At 64.9% G+C, this 19,140-nt stretch carries 12 protein-coding genes and 1 pseudogene; 4 read left to right on the top strand and 9 right to left on the bottom strand.

All coding sequences use genetic code 11. From position 1 onward, the window contains the following. Window positions 1–11: 11 nt before the first annotated feature. The 3 genes from Q0309_RS01430 to Q0309_RS01420 all read right to left on the bottom strand — a co-directional run bounded on the left by Q0309_RS01430 (window position 12) and on the right by Q0309_RS01420 (window position 2,630). Window positions 12–821: a family 1 encapsulin nanocompartment shell protein gene (locus Q0309_RS01430; protein WP_299436641.1), complete on the bottom strand. Its 810-nt coding sequence runs from the start codon at window positions 819–821 to the stop codon at window positions 12–14. 4 nt (window positions 822–825) lie between these two features. Beyond that, window positions 826–1,230 (bottom strand): encapsulin-associated ferritin-like protein, encoded by a 405-nt coding sequence (locus Q0309_RS01425; protein ID WP_299436639.1) that lies wholly within the window; start codon window positions 1,228–1,230, stop codon window positions 826–828. 194 nt (window positions 1,231–1,424) lie between these two features. After that, the gene (locus Q0309_RS01420) at window positions 1,425–2,630 is read right to left on the bottom strand and encodes a CoA transferase (RefSeq protein ID WP_299436636.1); all 1,206 of its coding nucleotides are present in this window, start codon (window positions 2,628–2,630) and stop codon (window positions 1,425–1,427) included. 589 nt (window positions 2,631–3,219) lie between these two features. Here Q0309_RS01420 and rpoH point away from each other — a divergent pair. Both rpoH and Q0309_RS01410 read left to right on the top strand, forming a co-directional pair. Then, window positions 3,220–4,155: an RNA polymerase sigma factor RpoH gene (rpoH, locus tag Q0309_RS01415; protein WP_299436633.1), complete on the top strand. Its 936-nt coding sequence runs from the start codon at window positions 3,220–3,222 to the stop codon at window positions 4,153–4,155. Between the two features lie 219 nt (window positions 4,156–4,374). Further along, on the top strand, window positions 4,375–5,052 hold the full coding sequence (locus Q0309_RS01410) for a VPLPA-CTERM sorting domain-containing protein (RefSeq protein WP_299436630.1): 678 nt from the start codon (window positions 4,375–4,377) through the stop codon (window positions 5,050–5,052). Window positions 5,053–5,166: 114 nt separating this feature from the next. Here Q0309_RS01410 and malQ read toward each other — a convergent pair whose 3' ends face one another. From malQ to Q0309_RS01380, 6 genes and pseudogenes are all read right to left on the bottom strand, one after another. Then, window positions 5,167–7,383 carry a 4-alpha-glucanotransferase gene (gene malQ, locus Q0309_RS01405; RefSeq protein WP_299436627.1) on the bottom strand — a complete coding sequence of 739 codons (2,217 nt, stop codon included), beginning with the start codon at window positions 7,381–7,383 and terminating at the stop codon, window positions 5,167–5,169. Further along, entirely contained in the window at window positions 7,383–9,617 is a 2,235-nt protein-coding gene (gene glgX / locus Q0309_RS01400) for a glycogen debranching protein GlgX (protein WP_299436624.1), read from the bottom strand. The genes malQ and glgX overlap by 1 nt, the downstream gene beginning before the upstream one ends. Before the next feature lie 62 nt (window positions 9,618–9,679). Beyond that, window positions 9,680–12,973, bottom strand: a complete 3,294-nt coding sequence (gene treS / locus Q0309_RS01395) for a maltose alpha-D-glucosyltransferase (RefSeq protein ID WP_299436621.1) — start codon at window positions 12,971–12,973, stop codon at window positions 9,680–9,682. Between the two features lie 171 nt (window positions 12,974–13,144). Beyond that, complete coding sequence (locus Q0309_RS01390) at window positions 13,145–15,181, bottom strand: alpha-1,4-glucan--maltose-1-phosphate maltosyltransferase (protein WP_366940541.1); 2,037 nt, start codon at window positions 15,179–15,181, stop codon at window positions 13,145–13,147. Further along, complete coding sequence (locus Q0309_RS01385; RefSeq protein WP_299436618.1) at window positions 15,178–16,638, bottom strand: alpha-amylase family glycosyl hydrolase; 1,461 nt, start codon at window positions 16,636–16,638, stop codon at window positions 15,178–15,180. The genes Q0309_RS01390 and Q0309_RS01385 overlap by 4 nt, the downstream gene beginning before the upstream one ends. Window positions 16,639–16,944: 306 nt before the next feature. After that, window positions 16,945–17,133, bottom strand: a pseudogene (locus Q0309_RS01380) (transposase); the annotation flags it as partial. A gap of 449 nt (window positions 17,134–17,582) precedes the next feature. On the opposite strand from Q0309_RS01380, the gene Q0309_RS01375 reads away from it, so the two are divergent. After that, window positions 17,583–18,089 (top strand): glycosyltransferase, encoded by a 507-nt coding sequence (locus Q0309_RS01375; RefSeq protein WP_299436615.1) that lies wholly within the window; start codon window positions 17,583–17,585, stop codon window positions 18,087–18,089. A 63-nt stretch (window positions 18,090–18,152) separates the two neighbouring features. Then, entirely contained in the window at window positions 18,153–19,085 is a 933-nt protein-coding gene (locus Q0309_RS01370) for a glycosyltransferase family 2 protein (protein ID WP_299436612.1), read from the top strand. The last annotated feature ends 55 nt before the right edge of the window (window positions 19,086–19,140 follow it).

Below are 19,140 nucleotides of genomic sequence, written 5' to 3'. Positions count from 1 at the left end.
GCGCGCGGTGATCATCCGCTCTTGGGTTTGATGACGCACACGGCGCTTTCGTCCTGCATCCGCAGGACCAGGCTTTCATTGATGAACAGCTCGCAGTGGATGCCGTCGTTGCCGACGTAGCCGCACATCAGGTCCTGACCGATCTCCAGGCTGCCAACACGCGGATCCAGGATGGCGGCGCCCTCGATGCTGGTCTTGTAGATGCCCCGCGTGCACAGCCGGCGCAGGTGGTTGATCAGCACCATGTCGCTGTCCGGATAGCGGCGGAACAGCGCGTTGTAGTACTTCGGCGCCAGCACCAGGGCATGGGGGCCTCGGAACCCGGCGTCGTCCAGCTTGGTGACGGCGGCCAGCACGTCCTCCAGGGCATCCTCGGGCTTGGTCCAGTCGCCGCCCTCCATGCGGCAACTCCCCTTGTTGTCGAGCAACCCGGGCAGGCCGAACTCGGGGCGGCCGTAATAGACGATCTGCTCTTCCAGACGCGCGACGGACTCGGCGGCGTCCTCGGCCGGCGACAGGTCGAGCGGCTGACCGTTCGACAGATACGCCGCGATCCGGCGCAGCGACAGCTTGAACGTCTTGCGCAACATTGGCACGGAGACGGCGCGGCTCATGACGGCGCCGGCCTCGCCGGGCTCTGGCTGGCGGCAGTAGTCGTCATTGGACAACTCGATGGCCGTCAGGCCGGGTCCCCAGGGACCACCAACCTCAAGAAAACGGCGCGCGGTCATCAGTTCCTGGGCCGCGCTGGCGGCCGCCGCATCGATCTGCTCCCAGATGCCGGCGTCGAACGGGGCTTGGTTGCGGTTCAGAAAATCCATCGGGTCAGCCCTCCCCGCCGTCGGTAATCGCGCCAATGGTGAAGCCCCGGCCCGGCACGGTCGCCCCCGTGGCCGCTGACGACGCGGCACCGGCGCCGGCACTCTTGCCGGTGTCCTCTTCCTCGAGCTCGGTGATATCGCCCTCGGTGAACAGATAGGTCTTCATGTACGTGGCCCAGTCCGGATTGTTGCGACGCAGCCACTCAAGGGCCATGCAGGCGTGTTCCATTTCCTCGCGCATGTTGTGCGACAGGATGTCCCGCAAGGCGCCATCCTCGCAGTCGTCGGCACGCTGGCGGTACCAATCCACGGCGTCGAGCTCTTCCTTGATGGACACGATGGCATGATGCAGGGAAAGCGTCTCCCGCGACAGGCGCTCGCGGGGCGCGTGAAGTCCCTCGCTGGACATGGGGGTTGACCTCCAGGTTATGGGTGGTTCGGGCCGGCTTGCCCCGCGCGCCGCCGGACCGAGAGAACGGTCCAGGGTGGATGAGGCGGAGCGACACGGAGTCGGCAAGGCGCGGCGACAGGATATCCCCACCGAACTTGGGGACCTGCCGCTCGGCTGTCCAGGGAAAACGGGCCGGGCGCGGATCCGTTCCCTCAGATCACGCCATCCGCGCGCAGCACCGCCCGCTCGTGCTCCGACACCCCCAGCACCTCGGCCAGCACGGCGTCGGTATCAGCCCCCAGCACGGGGCCGGGGTGATCGATCCGGCCGGGCGTGGCCGACAGGCGCGGCAAGACATTGGGCAGGGTCAGCGGCCCCAGTCCCTCGGCCAGCACCTCGACCAGGTTGCCGCGCGCCGCGACGTGGGGGTCGGCGAAGATGTCGGCGATGGTGTTCACGGGACCGCAGGGGACGTGCCCGTCGGTGCACACCCGCACCACCTCGTCACGCGGCATGGTGCGGGTCCAGGCCTGCACTAGGCCGTCGACCGTGGCCCGGTCGGCCAGCCGGTCGGCCGCAGTGGCGTAACGGGGCAGCAGGTCCAACCGCCCCATGACCTCGACCAGACGGGCGAACATCTTGTCGCTGGTGCAGGCGATCGCCACCCAGGCGCCGTCGCCGCAGGGAAAATGCCCGTGCGGACAGGCGTTCAGCGTGCCGGCGCCTTCCCGGCCCCGCACCGTGCCATCGCGGGCATAGCGGGGCGCGATCTCGTCCAGGACGCGAAAGACCGATTCATACAGGGCGATATCGATCTCCTGGCCCTCGCCGGTGCGCTCGGCATGGCGCAGGGCCATCAGCACGCCGACCGCCCCGAACAGGCCGGACATGTAGTCGCCCAGCGAGGTCGACCCGGGCGTGACCGGCGGTCCGTCCGGCATCCCCGCCAGATGCGTCAGGCCGCCCACCGCGTGAGCGATGCGGGCGAAGCCGGGCCGGTCGGCGTAGGGACCATCCTGGCCGTAGCCGCTCACCCGCAGCATCACCAGGGCCGGGTTGACCACCCGAAGGTCGCTCCAGCCAAGCCCCCACCGCTCCATGGTGCCGGGCCGGAAGTTCTCGCACACCACCTGGGAGCGGGCCGCCAGTTCGCGGAAGATCCGCGCCCCGGCCGGCTGGCGTAAATCGAGGGTCACCGAGCGCTTGTTGCGCGCCTCGCTGAGGAAGGCGAGGCTGTCGCCGCGTTCGGTCGGGGTGCCGAAGCGGCGGAACGGATCGCCCGCGCCGGGCTGTTCGATCTTGATCACCTCGGCCCCGAACTCGCCCAGGATCGCCGTGGTGAACGGCCCGGCGATGAAGGTGGCGGCGTCAAGGATGCGAATCCCGTCCAGCGGACGGACTGTCGGGGCAACGGTCATCGGCGATCGGGGTCCTCGGACTTGGATGAGTGCATCCGCCCATCATGCGCGGCCCCGGCCGGCCCGGCAAGGACCGCCCCGCGCCACACCACAGGAGGGAGGTACTCTGCCCGTGCGGGAGTTGCACGGTCGTCTGGACCCGGAAAGGGCGGGAGCCCTCCTGAGGACCTGCTGTCGCCAAGCGGCACGCCTTGAAACCCGACCATAACACCCTTATACTTGCATTGTGTCGGATGCTGCCAAGCGGGTCCGACCATAAGCGTGTCCCGGCGGCCATAACGGCGTCGGGCGATCGTCATCGCTTCACAGGAGGGTGACCCCCATGACCGACTCGGTCGCAATGGACCTGTGTGTCCCGGACACGGACGCCGCTCGCAGAACCGCGGCCCTGTTCTCATTCTGGCATCGGCAGTGTGCGTCCCGCGGTGCGCCCCGCGCGGCCTCTTGGCCCGGCGCGGTCGTCTTCTGATCGATCGCACCACCGGATCGCACCCGTTTGCCGCTTTCGCCACGCCAAACCCGTCGACCCGAACCGACCCCACCCGCGCGGTCGCCGGCCGACGAGTCCCAGATGCCAGGAGACACCGCCATGTCCGCGTCCACACCGACATTGTCGTCCCTGCCGGCCGTCTCTGAAGACGGCGGCCTGGACCGTTACCTGCGCACCGTCCGCCAGTTCCCCGTCCTCTCGCCCGAGGAAGAGTACATGCTGGCCCGGCGCTTTCATGATCATGACGACGTGGAGGCCGCCCACACCCTGGTGACCAGCCACCTGCGTCTGGTGGCCAAGATCGCCCTGGGCTACCGCCACTATGGCCTGCCGGTCGCCGATCTGGTGTCCGAGGGCAGCCTCGGCCTGATGCAGGCGGTCAAGAAGTTCGACCCGGAGAAGGGCTTTCGCCTCGCCACCTACGCCATGTGGTGGATCAAGGCGTCGATCCACGAATACATCCTCAACAGCTGGTCGCTGGTGAAGATCGGGACCCTGTCGGCCCACAAGAAGGTGTTCTACAACCTGCGCAAGATCAAGGCGCGCCTGGGCCTGCTCGACAACCGCGACCTGTCGCCGGACGAAGTCACTTTGATCGCCGGCGAGTTGGGCGTCTCCGAAACCGACGTCACCAACATGAGCCGGCGCATGGCCGCCCGCGACGGCTCGCTGAATCGCGTCGTCGGCGAGGACGGCGACATCGAGATGATGGACCTGTTGGAGGACGAAACCCCCAACCAGGAAGAGATTTTGATGGAGCGGTCCGAGTCCGGCTACCGCATGGCCCTGCTCGACGGCGCCATGGACGGCCTGAACGCCCGCGAGCGCGATGTGTTCACGCGCCGCCGCCTGGCCTCCGAGCCCGAGACCCTGGAGGACCTGGGCAAAGAGTACGGCGTGTCGCGCGAACGGGTGCGCCAGATCGAGAACCGCGCGTTCGAGAAGGTGCGCAAGGCCGTGCTGCGCAACGCCGCCGACAACAGCCGCAAGGCCATGGAAACCCGCGAGGCCGCCATGGCGGGGGCGGCGGGTTAGGCGGCTCGCCCCGGGGTCGGGCGGTCTGCGCCGCCGGGTTGTATGTTTGGCCGTGATGATCGCCCCTCCACCAAAAGGTGGAGGGCAGAATTTATACAAAACCCACCTTTCGGTTGATGGTCTGCCCCACCAACTTATGATATGGATTCCCTATCTTTCTTGTGTGGGATCGGCTGGGTGTGCCCGTCGATCATCCGCCCCGAACGACAGGAGGATGGCATGAAACGGACGTTGCTCGGCACCGTGGCTGCGGGAATGATGGTGTTCGGCGCGACGGCCGCCAACGCCGCGTTGGTGGAGTACAACGAGCATACCACGACCCAGGGTGTCACACTGCTGGTCGGGAGCGTCGGTGACCAGGACGGCCAGCTCATGGGCGCGAACAACGTTGACGTGAACGGCTCACTCTACAATGTCCTGTTCAAGGAAGGCTCATGCGAAAGTCTTTTCAACGGATGCGTCGAGTCCGCGTTCGACTTCTCGGACTGGCAGGACGCGGGGGATGCGGCTCAAGCCCTCCTTGATCAGGTTCTTGTCGACGAGGGAGGCTATTTGTTCGATAGTGATCCCACTTTGACTTGGGGCATAACAGGACTGACACAGTCTGGTTTGGGGGGTGTATTGACACCGCATACACTTACTAGCAATGATTATGGAGACTATGTTTCCTCGTCTAACGCAATGAACTATAGTTCGGCCTCGGGTGAAACGGACGCTGCTGAGGCAGCTGTCACGAAAAGAAACTATGACTTGTCTGATTATGGACGTTACGTTTACGCTGACTGGATGCCCGTCTCCGAGGTTCCCCTTCCCGCCGCCGCATGGTTCATGCTGACGGCTTTGGGCGGCCTCGTTGGCACCCGGTGGCTCAAGGGCCGCAGGTCCGCAGCGGCCTGAGGCGCCGGCTGAAAGGCTTCGAAGGCGGCCGGCGCGGCGGCGTAACTCCGATCGGATCGCGGCACGCCGGTTTCGCCGTCGGCGGATCCGGGTGTGCCGTGGATGACCCCGTTCCTACACCATGGCCGCCGCGCGCGCGGCCCGCTCCTCGCGCAGAATGCGGGCCAGCGCGGCAAAGCGCGGATGATCGGCCAGATCCTCGACCGCCACGCTCAGCCGGCGGCGCCAGTTGGGGTGTTCGTCCACCGTGCCGGGCACGTTCGCCTGATCGATCTCGCCCAAGGCGTCCTCAAGCTGCAGCAGCAGGATCAGGCTGGGCGTGCGGGCGATATAGCGGTAGATCGCCTCGATCAGGTCGCCTGACAGGGCGCCGCCGGAGCCGTCATCGGTCACCCCGCACCCGGCGGCCGACAGGGATGCCAGGATGCGCCCGCGATCGCGCGCGCGCTCGTCCTGCTCGCGGTCGAAGGTGGCGGCGTCGGGATACAGGTGGATATCGTTCTTCACCAACAGGTCATGCCCGGTCCAGAAGCCGAGCAACGTCGGCAGGTCGTGGGTGCCCACGGCCACGGCCGCCTTTTCCGGATAGTCCGGCGGTGCCTTCAAAGACTGGTCCAGGTGGCGTTCGAAATAGAACAGCCGGTAGGACAGGATATTTTCCGCCGCCATGCGCTCGCGGAAGCCCTCCGGGACGGTGCCCAGATCCTCGCCAATGACCACGCACTGCTGACGGTGGCTTTCCAGCGCCAGCACGGCCAGCATCTCGTCGAACGGATAGGTGACATAGCCGCCGTCCCGCGCCGGCGTGTCGTGCGGAATCCAGAACATGCGCATCAGACCCAGCACATGGTCGATGCGCAGGGCGCCGGCGTGGCGCATCCCGGCGCGCACCACCTCGACGAAGGTGTCGTAGGCGCGCGCCCGCAGGCGCACCGGGTTGAGCGGCGGAAAGCCCCAGTTCTGGCCCTTCAGGTTCATGGGGTCGGGCGGCGCGCCCACCGCCACGCCGTCCACCACCAGATCCTGGTTCATCCAGATGTCGGCCCCGGTCGAGTCGGCACCGAGCGCGAGATCATGGTACAGGCCCACGGCCATGCCGGCGGCGCGGGCGGTCTCGGCGCACAAACCAAGCTGCCGGTCGGCCTCGAACTGAAGGTATTCGTGGAAGGTGATGCGCCGGGCGTTCTCCTCGGCGAAGCGGGCCACAGCCTCGGAATTCGGATGCCGATAGTCCTCCGGCCAGTCGCGCGACGACTGCCCCAGGTGAGCAAAGCTCTCGGCCAGCGCCTCGTGTATGGCGAACAGGCGCAACGGCCGGCCGCGCTCGGCCCGAAAGGCCGCGAACGCCCGGTCGCGCACGGTATCGCGCCCCAGGTGCTCGCCCACGAAGATGTCGTACAGGGCCTCCAGCAACGGCCACTTCACCGCGTGCACGCCGGCGTGATCGATCAGCGGGTCCGCCGCCAGCAGGGCCAGCCGGGCGCGCAGGGTGGGGTCGGCCAGATGCGCCGCCAATTCCGGATCGTCGCAGGCCTCGGGCACGTCCGGGATATGGATGTACAGCGGGTTCAGGAACAACCGGCTGCTGGGCGAATACGGGCTGGCGTGGCGCGGCCGGGTCGGGAACAGGGCGTGCAACGGATTGATCCCGAGCACGCCGGCGCCTTCGCGGCCGCTCAGGGCCAGCAGGTGCCGCAGGTCGGCAAAGCCGCCCATGCCCCAGTCATCGCGGCCGCGCAGGGCATAAACTTGTACCGACGGTCCCCACACCCGGTGCCCGTCGGCCAGTGCCGGCGGCAGGTAGCACCGCCACGGGGCAACGATGACCATGACACGAACCGGCTCGACACCGTCCACGGCCAGATCCAGGGCGTGATAGCCCCAGGGGACCGCCACCGGCAGCGTCAGCGACAGGCGGCGCAAGACGCGGCCCTCGATCTCGGCGGTGCCGACGTCCGTCACGGTCTCGTCGTCAAGCGCCACCGTCCCGTCCGGCGCGGCGCCGGTTGCGCCCTCCAGGCGCAGCGTCCAGGCGAGCGTCGCGCCGGCGACCTCGTCCGGCACCGAGATCACAACCGGCAGGGCGGACAGCCCCTCCGCCTCGGCCCGCAACACCAGGCAGGGCGGAGCCAGCCGGGTCCAGGACTCGGCCTCCAGGTGCGCCAGCGCGCGACAAGCCTGATCCTCGTCCCCGGCGGCCATGCCCATGCCGGCCAGGAACGCCCGCTTGGTCGACGGCGGCACGACCGCGTGGGCGCCGAAGGCATCCCAGTATTCCGGCGATACGCCGGCGCGCGAGGCCAGCGCCTCCAGCTGGTCGTGATCGCTCATCACTCTGCCCTTTCCGAGTCAGGACGGGGCGGTTCGGCGGACCGGACCGACGCCCCTTGAGGTTGTTTCCCCGCGCCGGCCACTGCACCCGGCGCCGCGCCGCCCGGCGGCTGGCGGCCGAACAGAACAAGCGAGCGCCCCGCCATGCGGTGGACCGCGCCGTCGGTCAGGGTGTCGGTGCCGGCCAGAACCGGACCGATGGCGGTGTCGAGCAGCGGCAGCCAGCATCCGCCATCCCCAAGGCGTGGCATGTGACATGTCAGCGGCTCGACCCCGGCATTCATGAAGATCAGGAAGGTGTCATCGGGACACGGCTCTCCCGCTGGCGTCACATAGTGAGTCCCCGCCTCTCCGCGCAACAGCAGCCCGACGAATTGTGCCTGGCCGTTTTCCCAGTCGCTGACCTGGCGTTCCTGGCCGTCCGGGTTCAGCCAGACGCTATCGATCACCGTCGTGCCGGGGACGATTTCGCCGCGCAAAAAGCGGTCACGACGGAACACCGGGTGCGCCCGCCGCAGGCGGATCAACCAGGACACCAGCCGGATGAGCCGCTGTCCGTCGGTCGTGATGCGGTCCCAGTCGAGCCAAGTGGTTTCATTGTCCTGGCAGTAGGGATTGTTGTTGCCGTTCTGGGTATGGCCGAACTCGTCGCCGGCCATCAGCATTGGCACACCCTGCGACAACAACAGGGTGGCCAGCATATTGACCCGCTGGCGCAGGCGCAGGGTGGCGATGGCGTTGTTGGGCGTCGGTCCCTCGGTCCCGTGATTAGCGCTGAAGCTGGCATTGGTGCCGTCCCGGTTGTCCTCCCCATTCGCCTCGTTGTGCTTGCGCTCGTAGGAGACCAGATCGGCCAGCGTGAAGCCGTCGTGAGAGGTGACGTAATTGATGCTCGCCCAGGGTTTGCGGCCATGGCGCTCGAAGACGTCGGACGAGCCGGTGAGGCGCGTGGCCAGATCCGGCACCTGCCCCGGATCGCCGCGCCAGAACCGGCGCACCGTGTCACGGTAGCGGTCGTTCCACTCCGCCCAGCCGGGCGGAAACTGACCGAGTTGATAGCCGCCCTCGCCGACGTCCCAGGGTTCGGCGATCATCTTGACCCGCGACAACACCGGGTCCTGCCGGATGGAATCCAGGAACGTGGCCTCGCGGTCATAATGGCCGATGTCGCGTCCATGCACCGTGGCCAGGTCGAAGCGGAAACCGTCGACGCCCATGTGCTCGACCCAATAGCGCAAGGAGTCCATGACAAGCTGAACGACGCGGTGGTGGCGGAAATTCAGCGTGTTGCCGCAACCCGTGGAATCCATGTAGTAGCGCGGATTGCCCGGCACGAGCCGGTAATAGCTGGCGTTATCGATGCCCCGGAACGACAGCATCGGCCCCAGGTGACTGCCCTCCGCCGTGTGGTTGTAGACCACGTCCATGATCACTTCGATGCCGTGATCGTGCATGGTGTGGACGAAGGAGCGGACCTCCTCCAGGTCGCCGCTGGCGAGGTATTCCGGATGCGGGGCAAAATAGGCGAGCGTGTTGTAGCCCCAATAGTTGCGCCGCCCGCGCATTTGCAGATGCCGATCATGAATGAAGGCATGGATCGGCAGCAACTCGACGGCCGTGATGCCCAGTGCGCGCAGATACTCCGCCACGGCCCGGGTGGACAGACCGGCGAACGTGCCCCGGTAGCTCTCGTGCACGTCCGGATGGCGCATGGTAAAGCCCCGGACGTGCATCTCGTAGATCACACTGGACTGCCAGGGGTGACCGGGTCGCTTGAACGTCCGCCGGCCGGTCTCGGTGTCCTCCACCACGCGGGCCTTGATCATCGTCGCGGCGTTGTCGCGCGTGCAAAACGACAGGTCGGCGCGCGGGTGGCCGAGCTGAAAGCAGAAATGCGCCCCGTCCCAGTCGAGGCGGCCCTCAAGGGCGCGCGCATAGGGATCGAGCAGAAGCTTGTTCGGGTTGAACCAGTGGCCATGATCCGGAGCATACGGACCATGCACCCGGTAGCCGTAGACCGTTCCCGGCTGGGCGGCCGGCAGGTAGCCGTGCCAGACCTCGTCTGTGTACTCGGGCAGGTCGACCCGGGTTTCGCGCCCCCGCGCGTCGAACAGGCACAGTTCGACCCGCGTCGCGTTGGCCGAGAACAGCGCGAAGTTCACCCCCCTACCATCCCAGGTCGCACCCAGGGGATGGGGATACCCAGGCCGTACATCCAGGTCCGACGTGGCCATCCCCGGGTCCTATCCTCCGCTCCGCATTCCTGTCTTGGCGGGCATCGCCCGTGAGCCGGGTTTTACTCGCCCGCGTCCGTGCCGTCATCGCCGAGCACAAGGCGATGCACCCCGCGGATGGGAATACGCGCCCAAGCGGGCCGGTTCGCGGTTTCATAACCGATCTCGTAGAACGCCTTCTCTAGCGTGAACAAGGCCAGCAGAGCGTCGAACTGCGCCGGGTCGGCCGGCACAGAGCGGCAGTCGCCGATGGCCTCCTTGTACCCGGCGAGGAAGGTCGAGACCACCTGCCTCTCCCAGGCATCGGACACCGGTCCCAGGGCCTCCAGCACATCGTCCTGCACCACCTGACGGTTGAACAGCGCCGCCCAGGCGGCGTAATTGAACGAGCGCACCATGCCGGCCACGTCCTTCAGCGGCATGTGTTTCAGGCGCCGCTGGTTGACCTCCCGTGCGGGTTCGCCCTCGAAGTCGAGGATGTAGATGTCGTCCTTGGCGACCACCACCTGGCCCAGGTGCAGGTCGCCGTGGAAACGCGTCTTCATCAGGTCGACACCCTCGGGCAACGCGGCCTCGATCAGGCCGTCGACCCGTGCCCAGTTAGCGAGCAGGTCGTCCGCCACGGCGCGGGTCTCCTCGTCGAGGCTGTCGCGGGCGCGCTCCAGGGACCGGCGGGCCTTGCCGGCCTCCTCCTTGACCTGATCCAGCCACAGGCGCCGGTCGTCGGGCGCCACCGGCTCGGCGCGGAAGGCCGGATCGTCGGTCTCGATGGCCAGCGCCCGGTGCAGTTCGGCCACGCGAAGGCCCATGGTGTGGGCCAGCCCGAGGAATAGCGAGTGGTCGGCCTCCTCGGCGTCGTCCTCCGCCGGCGCCCCGGCCTGGATGGCCAGCGCCGCGTCCTCCAGATAGCGGCCCAGGTAGTCCTGCGTATAGGACCAGCCGTCACCCTGGTTGCGGATGAACCGCTGCAGGACGGCCAGGGCCGTGGGAGTGCCGTCGGTGGCCGTCATCTCGACCGAGCCCAGCAGGGCGGGCGTGTTCTCGTACTCGGCGACGTCGGTCAGGAAACGGCCGACCTCCAGTTCGGGGTGAACCCCCTCGCTCAGGCGGCGGTATGCCTTCAGCACCATGCGGTCGCCGACCAGCATGGAGGTGTTGGACTGCTCGCGGCCCAGCCGGTGAATTTCGTCCAACTCCACCGCCGGCTCCTCGGCCAGCAGATGCGTCGGCCGGAACGTGACGGTGCCGCCGCCGGCGGTGGGGATGCGCCGGTCCTCGCGCATGGCGCGGATGACGGCGTTGGTGAACGGGGCGTCGGCCAGCGCGTCGTGCAACACGCCGACGCGGTTCACCTGCCGCGCCCGCGCCAGCGCGTAGGGCAGCAGGGCGAGGGCCGGGTCTTCCTTGCTCTCCCAGGTCACGGCCAGCGGCAGCAGGTAGCGTTGCTGTTCGCCGTCGCTCAGGCCGGCGTTCACCAGGGCCATCAGGAAGGATGCGCCGCCGTCCTCCAGCGAGGCCTGGTCGTGGACGGAGATGTCGGTGATGCCCTGTTCCTTGCCGGCGAACCAGCGCTGGTTAGGCAGGAAGGCCGGCAGGATCTCGTCGATCAGGTTGCCGCCCGTCTGGCCGGTGAACAGGCTGTCCCAGCCCCTCGGCATGACAAGCGTCATCAGGTCGGGCAGCGGATGGACGTAGGGTTCATGCCACAACGGAGCCTCCGCTTCCTCGGTCAACAAGAACCAGTAGAAGCCGTACGCCGGCAGGGTGATGAAATAGGGCAGCTCACCGATCGGCGGGAAAGCACTGCGGCCCAGCAACTCGACCGGCACCCGGTCCTCGAATTCCGAAAGGTCCAGTTCCACCGGCTGCGACGCGCGCGACAGGTTGGCCACGCACAGGATGTCCTCGCCCTCGAACCGCCGCAGGTAGGCCAGGATCTTGCGGTTGCCGGGGTAGAGGAACTCCAGCGTGCCGCGCCCGAACGCCTTGTGCCGCGTGCGCGTATTGATCAGTCGTCGCATCCAGTTCAGCAGCGAGTGCGGGCTGCGCGCCTGGGCTTCCACGTTGACCGCGCCATAGCCGTAGACCGGATCCATGATCGGCGGCAAGTAGAGATTGGGCGGGTCGGCGCGCGAGAACCCGCCGTTGCGGTCCGGCGACCACTGCATGGGCGTGCGCACGCCGTCGCGGTCACCCAGGAAGATGTTGTCACCCATGCCGATCTCGTCGCCGTAGTAGACGATCGGCGTGCCGGGCAGGCTCATCAGCAGGCTGTTGAGCAGCTCGATCTTGCGGCGGTCGTTGTTCAGCAACGGCGCCAGCCGGCGGCGGATGCCAACGTTGATGCGCGCCCGCTTGTCGGCGGCGTAGGTGCTGTAGAGGTAATCGCGCTCGCGGTCGCTGACCATCTCCAGCGTCAGTTCGTCGTGATTGCGCAGGAATATGGCCCACTGGCAGGTGTCCGGGATCGCCGGGGTCTGGCGCATGATGTCGGCGATGGGGTGCCGGTCCTCCTGCGCCACAGCCATGTAGATGCGCGGCATGACCGGAAAGTGGAACGCCATGTGGCATTCGTCGCCGTCGCCGAAGTACGGGCGGACGTCCTCCGGCCACTGGTTGGCCTCGCCCAGGAACATGCGGTCGCTGTAGTTCTCGTCCAGCCAGGCGCGCAGGCGGCGGATGACGTCGTGGGTCTCCGGCAGGTTCTCGTTGTTGGTGCCCTCGCGCTCGCACAGGTAGGGGATGGCGTCCAGCCGCAGGCCGTCCACGCCGGCATCGAACCAGAACTTCATGACCCGCAGGATTTCCTTGAAGACGTTCGGGTTGTCGAAGTTCACGTCCGGCTGGTGGCTGAAAAAGCGGTGCCAGTAGTATGCCTGAGCCACCGGATCCCACGCCCAGTTGGACGTCTCGGTATCGGTGAAGATAATCCGCGTGCCATGGTACTTCTGGTCAGTGTCGGACCAGACGTAGAAGTTGCGGAAGTTGCTGCCGGGCTTGGCCCGCCGCGCCCTCTGGAACCACGGGTGCTGGTCGGAGGTGTGGTTGATCACCAGCTCGGTGATGACCTTGAGGCCGCGTTCGTGCGCCGCCTTCACGAAACGCCGCACGTCCTGCATCGAGCCGTAGGACGGATTGACCGCCTTGTACTCGGCGATGTCATAGCCGTCGTCGCGCAGCGGCGATGGATAGAACGGCAGCAGCCAGACCGCCGTGACGCCCAGTTCGGTCAGATAGTCCAGCTTGTCCGTCAGGCCCCGGAAGTCACCGATGCCGTTGCCGTCGCTGTCGGCGAAGGCCTTGACGTGAAGCTGATAGATGATGGCGTCCTTGTACCAAAGGGGATCAGTGCTCATGCACAGGTCTTTCTTGATCCGGAGGGCGGCGGAGGGACGGCGGTCGGCCCGGCCGATCGGGGTGCGGGCCGGCGCGACGGGAGAGGAGGACCGGGGCCGCCGGAGCTGTCTCTCTCGGTCTGGTACGCACCCGTTACGACCTGAGATGTAGCACCGGCGGGCCCGCGTCCGCTAGAGGCTGGGCGTTCGGTAATCCACCGGCCGCCAGGGTGTCACACGGAAGATGGCGGCCGGATTGACGGCCGGATCCAGATAATAGTGATGCCAGGCGCCGGTCCACAGGTGGCGGTCGCCGGTCAACAGGTCCTCGACCTCGAACGCCTGGTCCTCGGCCAACCCCATGTCGGCCAGCGGGAACTGCATCCAGACGTGGCGGGCGTCAAAGGGATTTGTGCTGCACAGCACGAAGACCATGTTGTCGCGGTCCCCGGTCATCTTGCCGTAAAACAGCACATCGTCGTTGTCGCAGGCGTGGAACCGCAGGTTTTCGAACCGGTGCAGCGCCGGGTTGTCGTGCCGGATGTGGTTGATGCGGGCAATGTAGTCCTTGATGTGGCCCGGCCGGTCCCAGTCCCACACCTTGAATTCGTACTTCTCGCTATTGAGGTACTCTTCCTTGCCCGGGATCGCGGTGTTCTCGCACAGCTCGAAACCGTTGTAGATGCCGTAGACGCTCGACAGCGTCGCGGCCAGCACGGCGCGGATCATGAAGGCCGGGCGGCCGCCGCGTTGCAGGAACTCCGGCAGGATATCCGGCGTGTTGGCGAAGAAGTTGGGCCGCATGTACTCGACGCACTCGGTCTGCGTCAGTTCGGTCAGGTATTCCTGCAATTCGTGCTTGCGGTTGCGCCAAGTGAAGTAGCTGTAGGATTGCGTAAAGCCGACCTTTGCCAGCATCTTCATCATGGGCGGGCGGGTGAACGCCTCGGCCAGGAACTGCACGTGCGGGTAGTCGTCCTTCAGGGTGCGAATGACCCACTCCCAGAACGGCACCGGCTTGGTGTGCGGGTTGTCGACGCGGAAGATGGTCACGCCGTGGCGGATCCAGAACTCGAACACCTGCCGCAGCTCTTCCCACAGCTCGTACTGGTGCGGGCCAAAGAACTCGACGTTGACGATATCCTGATACTTCTTGGGCGGGTTCTCAGCGTACTTGATGGTGCCGTCGGGGCGGAACTTGAACCACTCCGGATGCTCCGTCACCCACGGATGGTCGGGCGCGCACTGGATGGCGATGTCCAGCGCCACCTCCATGCCCCGGTGGTTGGCGGCGCGCACCAAGTGCTCGAAATCCTCGATGGTGCCGAGCGACGGGTGGATCGCCGTGTGCCCGCCCTCGGGCGAGCCGATGGCGTAGGGGCTGCCGGGTTCGTCCGGGCCGGCCACCAGGCTGTTGTTCTTGCCCTTGCGGTGTTTCAGGCCGATGGGATGGATGGGCACGAAATAGAGCACATCGAAGCCCATGGCCCGCACCTCTGGCAGGCGCGCGATGCAGTCCTCGAACGTGGCCCACTGGCCCGGTTCGGTTCCCTGGGAGCGCGGGAACATCTCGTACCATGCGGCATAACACGCCCGCACCGGGTCCACCACCAGCGGCAGCGTCAGGTCATAGCGCACCGCGTCCGATCGGTCGGGCCACCGGTCCATGACGAGGGTCAGGTCCGGCGCCATCAGCAAGGCGGCCTGGGCGACCGCCGACGTGTCGGCGTCGAACCCCTTCAGCACGGTTTTCAGGTAGGTGGCGTCATCGCCCGTGGCCCGCGCCCGCGCCGCCTCGACCAGGGCGCGGCCCTCGACCAGTTCCAGCGACACTTCCTGCCCCGCGTCCAGCTTCTTGCCCGTGTCGCTGCGCCACGAGGTCCACTCGTCGCGCCACGCCTCGATGGTGTATTCGTAACGGCCGATGTCCTCCAGCGGCGCCGACCCCGACCACAGCGCCAGCCCATGGTTGACCGACTCCATGGGGAATTCCTGCCATGCCTCGTCGCCGGCGCGGCGCAGCAGCAGCACCGCCGACAACGCCCCGTGCCCTTCGGCGAAGATGGCCGCCTCGACCTTCAGCGGATCGCCCTCGCACCGTTTGACGGCGAAGCGGCCGTGGTCGATTTCCGGGCTCACCCGTTCGATGACGATGGGCTTGCTGGACAGCGTCGACAGGTCGATGGCCGCCGCGCCTTTCTTGGCGCGGGCCGAGGATCGCGTACTCATGCTTGCTCCCTGGGGTCATGAACGAAAACGCGCAGGTCGCCGGGATCCAGCCGCACCGTCGCTCCCGGGTCCAGGCGGCCCTTGGCGCGGCCGGGCGTCATTTCCGCCAGCGGGGTCTGGCCGATGCCGAGCCCCGGCTGGCGCAAGACATCCACGCCGACCGGCCGGGGGTTGTCCAGGTCGCGGTTGACCAGGACCACCGACAGGTCGGGGTCATGCTCGGCCGCGCGGACCAGCACACATACGTGCGCGTCGAGATCGATCATGCGCTGCGGGCCTTCCCAGTTCAGCACCCGGACGCGCCGTTTCATGTCGTTGATCGCCGAGATGCCGGCGGTGAGGTCGAACGCCGGCGTCTCCCAGTGTTCGGGGCGCGTGGTGACCACGTCCGGCTTGTCGGCGAAGCCATACTCAAAGCCCATGGGCATCATGGCGCCACTGGAAAACACCGAGGCGAACAGCCAGGCGCGATGATAGGCCGCCCGCACCCGCTCCAGCGGCCATTCGTCCGGCAACTCCGCGCGCAGGCGCGGCGTATCGTGACTTTCCGGAAAGGCGATGGAGGGGGCGAGCGAGCGGAAGGCGTTGTACTGTTTCAACAGCCAGTCTTCGCGGAAATCCCACCATTTCGAGCTGTTGAACAGATAGTCGAACCCGGCCGGGCGCAGGCCCTCGATCTCCGGCAGGCGGCAGCCCAGGGTCTCGGCCGCGAATACGATCCCGGACCGGATCGAGCGCGCCGCGCCGATCATCTCGGCCCACACCTCCGCCGGCACCTTGTAGGCCGCGTCGCAGCGGAAGCCGTCAAAGCCCAGCGTCGTGTAGTGGCGCACGATGGCCGCGAACTGCGCCACCAGGGATTCGCGCGCCGGGCGTGGGCTGTAGTCCAGTTCGGCCAGATCGCCCCACACGGTCTTGTTGTCGGCGTTGGCCGGGTCGATGGCGAACGGCGACTGCACGCCGCCGTCCTCGTCACGGACGTACCATTCCGGATGAGCCTCGACCCACGGCGAGTCCTTGGCGGTGTGGTTGACCACCAGGTCGAGCATGACCTTCAGGCCCTGCTCGTGCGCGGCGGCCAGCATGGCGCGGATCTGGTCGTCCGCCGAGCGGCCGGAACCGTCGTCCAGCACCGGATGCAGGGCGTAGAAATCCTTCACCGCGTACAGACTGCCGGAAAACCCGGGGTAGTGGATCGGGTTGACATAGATCCAGTCGAAGCGCATGGCCTTGGCCCGCGCCAGATGCTCGCCCCATTGCGTCAGGGGGCCGGCCAGAGTGGGAAAAATGTTGTAGATGCGGGGTGCCGGGTCGTCGACGACGGGCAGCAGCATGACACCAACCTTGCGAAGGGCGGACGGCGCGCGGGTCTCCAGCGGTCCCGGTTGCGCCGGCGGTGGCTGACCCGGAAACCGGAGATGGGCCAGGGACGGGTGGGACGTTGGGTCGGTCGGCATGGCGATCAAGTCCTTGCCGCGGAAGACGCGGCCCGGGCCGTGGGCCGGAGCATCGGTGTGCGGGACCCGGGACGTGCCCGAGGGCAGGCGGCGAGGACATTAGCACGGCCGGCCGGCTCTCGCGAAGCGGCGATGGGGCCGACACTCCGACATTTTCGTGAAGGATTTCGCGGCGTGTCGGACCAAAGCCCCGCCGTCGGCGTTCGCGCGAACCGACTGGGGGGGCGCAAGACCCCTCCCCAACCCTCCCCGTAAACGGGGCTATCATATTCACACTTGTTTCCGCCGAAGCGGTGGCTCTTCGTTCGCGCGGCGATGTGACTCGTCATTGCGAACCCATTTGCGAAGTGTTTCCGCCGAACACCCGAACTCCTCCGCAATCGACGTCAAAGCCGCCCACTCGGAGGCGTACGCGCCCCCATGCTCCTTCACCATCCGTACCGCTCGATCGCGCACTTCAGGCGAATACCTCGTCGAGGTCCCGGTCTTGCTCATGGCTCCATCCTCTCAAGCTTTGGAGCCTCCGGCAAACCCGGGGTGGTTCATCGCAACCGCACCAGAAGACCGGAGCCTCACAGCCCAAGCTGAAGGAACCGATATCAGGTGGCGCAATCCGCTTGCTTTTTGTGGACCCTTCGGCTAGCGTTTTAGTGGTTGTTTTTCCACTGTGGAAAAAGATTAAGGCGATATCCTTTATGGGCACCTCGAAAAACACTGAAAATGGACCGTTTTGCCAATCGCAACCCATTGAAAAGCAAGGACACCCAATTCGATCGGAATGGAGTTTTTCGAGGTGCCCTTATGTGATTCCCCCCACACTGTTCTGGCCATTACAGATACTATTTGCACACGGCCTCTTTCAAGACGATTCGAAGTCGTTGTTACCGAGTCGCGTCACTACGAACCGCGAATTACGCGAACACTGACAAAAACAGGCTTGAACAATGAAACTACCCTTTGACTATGTACGTATTTTAGTATCTCGACTTAACATTGCAACCCCGGGCAGGGAAGTCGCTATAAGGAGTTCGCCGAATTGGCTGGCGAGCCGCTTTGATCTGTTAGAGAAATACACGCTACCTTTAATGACCGCTCAAACCAACCGCAGCTTCCACTGGATCATTCTTTTTGACAAGGATTCGCTGGCCGAACTCCGCAATCGGCTTGATGCCCGCCGACAAACAGTTCCTGTTGTCCCCTACGACACAGGGTTTTTTGACAATCATGGCTGGCGTGAGGCGGTACCCTTTTCCCAGATTGAAGGACGTTGTGCGTGTCTTCAGGTGGTTCAGACCAACAATGTGTCAAACAAAATACGGGGGTATCGGGTCCGGACAACACATGCCACCGATTTGTTTCCGGATGAAACAATCGGAGATGATTTCAACTCGGAGAAGCTCGATATTTCTCTTAGAGATGTGGGTCACAGTCCGGTTTCGATGTGCGCGTGATCACATTTCAACGTTAGGCATGTTTAAGGTCAGGAGATCATTGATAATTGGTGGAGGGCTCCAATGTACGTTGACGTTTTGCTGGCCACCTACAATGGGGAAGAATACCTCGTAGAGCTGCTAGAGTCTATTGTGAACCAAGACTATCATGAATTCGGTATAATTGCCAGGGACGATGGCTCTACGGATAGAACGAAGGATATTCTAGAAGATTTTTCGAGCTTGTATCCGGACAAAATACTTGTTGTAGAAGACGACCGGCCAACTGGAAGTGCGAAGTCTAACTTTGCAGAGCTTCTTTCGTACTCAAAAGCAGATTATGTTTTGTTTGCAGACCAGGATGACATTTGGCTCCCTAAGAAAATTCAAATACTAGTTGACTTCATTCTCGAGCATGAGGCGAAGTGGGGCAAGGAAGTGCCAATTTATGTATTCTCCGACACGGTAGTAACTGATTCAAATCTAAATACCATTTCTGAGAGCTATTTCTCTTTCAAAAAGATCGATACTAGCGCAGCATCAAGCTTAAGCAATGTATTGGTGTGTCCTCCGATGCTTGGTTGTGCCTCTGTGATAAATAGAGCTCTTCGAGAGTTGATGCTCCCGATGCCTGTGGACAAGATAACGGGACATGATTGGTGGGGACTACTTGTAGCGGCAGTGTTTGGCAAAGTCCTTTGTTGCCAAACACCCACTGTATTGTACAGAATTCACGGCTCGAACTCATCCGCACAAAAAGAAGTCCGCCTAGGCAGTTACATTAAGGTGCGTGGAAAAGTGAAAGCAGTGAGGCGCGGCTTTTGTCTTAGGCAGTTACAGGCATTGGCACTTCTGGAGCGTTTTGGGGATCATATCCCTCACGACAAACGTTGTATTTTGTCGCATTTCTTATCTATAAAAAATGATTCTTTCTTTCTCCGTCGGATAAAAATAGTAAAGGGGCGCTACCTCTATCCAGATTTGATTCGGAACGTTGCTATGCTTTTATTTGTATAGAAGGCTTATCCCTTTGAGTCCGGGACCGCATAATGTGGTGACAGGTGGCCCGAAA

This window comes from uncultured Rhodospira sp., from assembly GCF_937138205.1.
Taxonomy (GTDB): Bacteria; Pseudomonadota; Alphaproteobacteria; order Rhodospirillales; family Rhodospirillaceae; genus Rhodospira.
Note: the sequence above shows the minus strand (reverse complement) of the source record. Positions and strands in the feature narration are given on the sequence as shown.